This is a genomic window from Kitasatospora sp. NPDC093558 (genome assembly GCF_040683475.1).
Classification (GTDB): Bacteria; Actinomycetota; Actinomycetes; order Streptomycetales; family Streptomycetaceae; genus Kitasatospora.
The window spans coordinates 1-1,715 of the sequence record NZ_JBFBDY010001019.1; the positions used below are offsets into that span (position 1 = coordinate 1).

General features: G+C 71.3%; 2 protein-coding genes and 1 pseudogene. All 3 read left to right on the forward strand.

Annotated features, from left to right (window positions below; genetic code table 11):
* Positions 1 to 187, forward strand: a pseudogene (locus AB0O00_RS38030) (DsbA family protein); the annotation flags it as partial.
* 17 nt (positions 188 to 204) lie between these two features.
* Positions 205 to 852, forward strand: a complete 648-nt coding sequence (locus AB0O00_RS38035; protein WP_363659262.1) for a vitamin K epoxide reductase family protein — start codon at positions 205 to 207, stop codon at positions 850 to 852.
* A 329-nt stretch (positions 853 to 1,181) separates the two neighbouring features.
* The coding region (locus AB0O00_RS38040) for an AMP-binding protein (RefSeq protein ID WP_363659263.1) at positions 1,182 to 1,715 on the forward strand (534 nt) is incomplete at its 3' end.

Below are 1,715 nucleotides of genomic sequence, written 5' to 3' on the forward strand. Positions count from 1 at the left end.
GGTCCAGGACGGCACGTACAAGTCCTGGGCGGGCAAGGTCAACGACGCCTTCAACAGCAGCGGCGTCTCCGGCACCCCCACCCTCAAGCTCGACGGCAAGCAGCTCACCGTGTTCGACGGCCAGGGCAACCCGCTCACCCCGGCCCAGTACACCCAGCTGATCCAGCAGACCATCGCCGCCAAGTGAGCCACGGGAGCCCCCACATGACCACTGCCGCCAAGCCCCCCGCAGCGGGACCGACGGCCCGACGGCTCACCGAACCCGTCGACAGTGGCCGGGCCTTCGGTCTGCTGCTGCTCGTCGCCGGAGCCATCGGTCTGGCCGCCTCGATCACCCTGACGCTGGAGAAGATCCGGCTGCTGGAGAACCCCGCCTACGTCCCCAGCTGCAACATCAACCCGATCGTCAGTTGCGGCTCGGTGATGCGCACCTCTCAGGCGTCCGCCTTCGGCTTCCCCAACTCCCTGATCGGCCTGGGCGGTTTCGCGGTCGTCGTCACCATCGGCGTCGTCGTGCTGACCGGCGCCCGGCTGCCGCGCTGGTTCTGGTTGGGCCTCCAGGCCGGCACGCTCTTCGGCGTCGGCTTCATCACGTGGTTGATGGACCAGACCCTGTACTCGATCGGCGCGGTCTGCCCGTACTGCATCGTCGTGTGGATCGCCACCATCCCGCTGTTCTGGTACACCACCCTGCACAACGCCAGGAACGGCGTGATCCCGCTGCCCACGAGGTGGCGCCCGGCCACCGAACTGGCGGCGCGCTACCACTGGGTCGTGCCCGCCGTCTGGTACCTCGTCATCGCCCTGCTGATCCTCAACCGCTTCTGGTACTACTGGAGCACCCTCCTCTGAGGTTCCGCCTGAGTGCCGTGAAGCCCAAAGGCCCTTCGTGGCACCGACGGAGGTCGGGCCATTAAGGGCGCCGGGGCAGGGCGGCACGTGCGGTCGGCCGCCGCCCTGGTCGGAGGTACCGGCCGGACCGGTAGCGCACCGCGGGCACCCGCAAGCCACGCGCGCTCACCCTTACGGCTGGTCACGGCGCCCGTACACGCCCGGTCCTGTCGGGGCCTGTGCCAGTGTGCCGTCAGGGACCCCCGGGATCCGACACGGTCGCCGGGGCGGATCGAGATGCCCCGAGACGACGGGCGGCCGTCTTCCCCAGGGCAAGGGAGCCGGAGACCATGCTCGAGTTGTTCGACGCCATGGGGCCGCCGCCCGCGGTGGCCGCCCGCTACCGCGAGCAGGGGTGGTGGCGTGACGGGACCTTCCTGGACGACCTGCGGGAGGCCGCCGAGCGGACGCCCGACCAGCGCGTGATCATCAGCTGGCGGGCTGATGAGGGGCGGGCCATTTCCCTGACCTTCGCCGAGCTGGCCGATCGCGTGGAGCGTTTCGCCGGCGGGCTGGACGCACTGGGCGTCCGGCGCGGCGAGGTCGTGGCCTTCCAACTGCCGGACTGGTCGGAGACGGCCGCGCTCACGCTCGCGTGCTGGCACGTCGGGGCCGTGACCATGCCGATCTCGCTGCGCTTCGGCTGGCGCGAGGTGGGCCGGATGCTCGCGTCCACCCGGGCGGTGCTCCTGGTCACGGCCGACCGGAATCCCGGCCGGGAGCACACCGAGGCCCTCGCGCGGCTGGCCGGTGGCCTGCCCGCCCTGCGCCACCGCGTGGTCGTCGGAGACACGGCGGCCACCGGCGCGCTCGACTTCGACGCG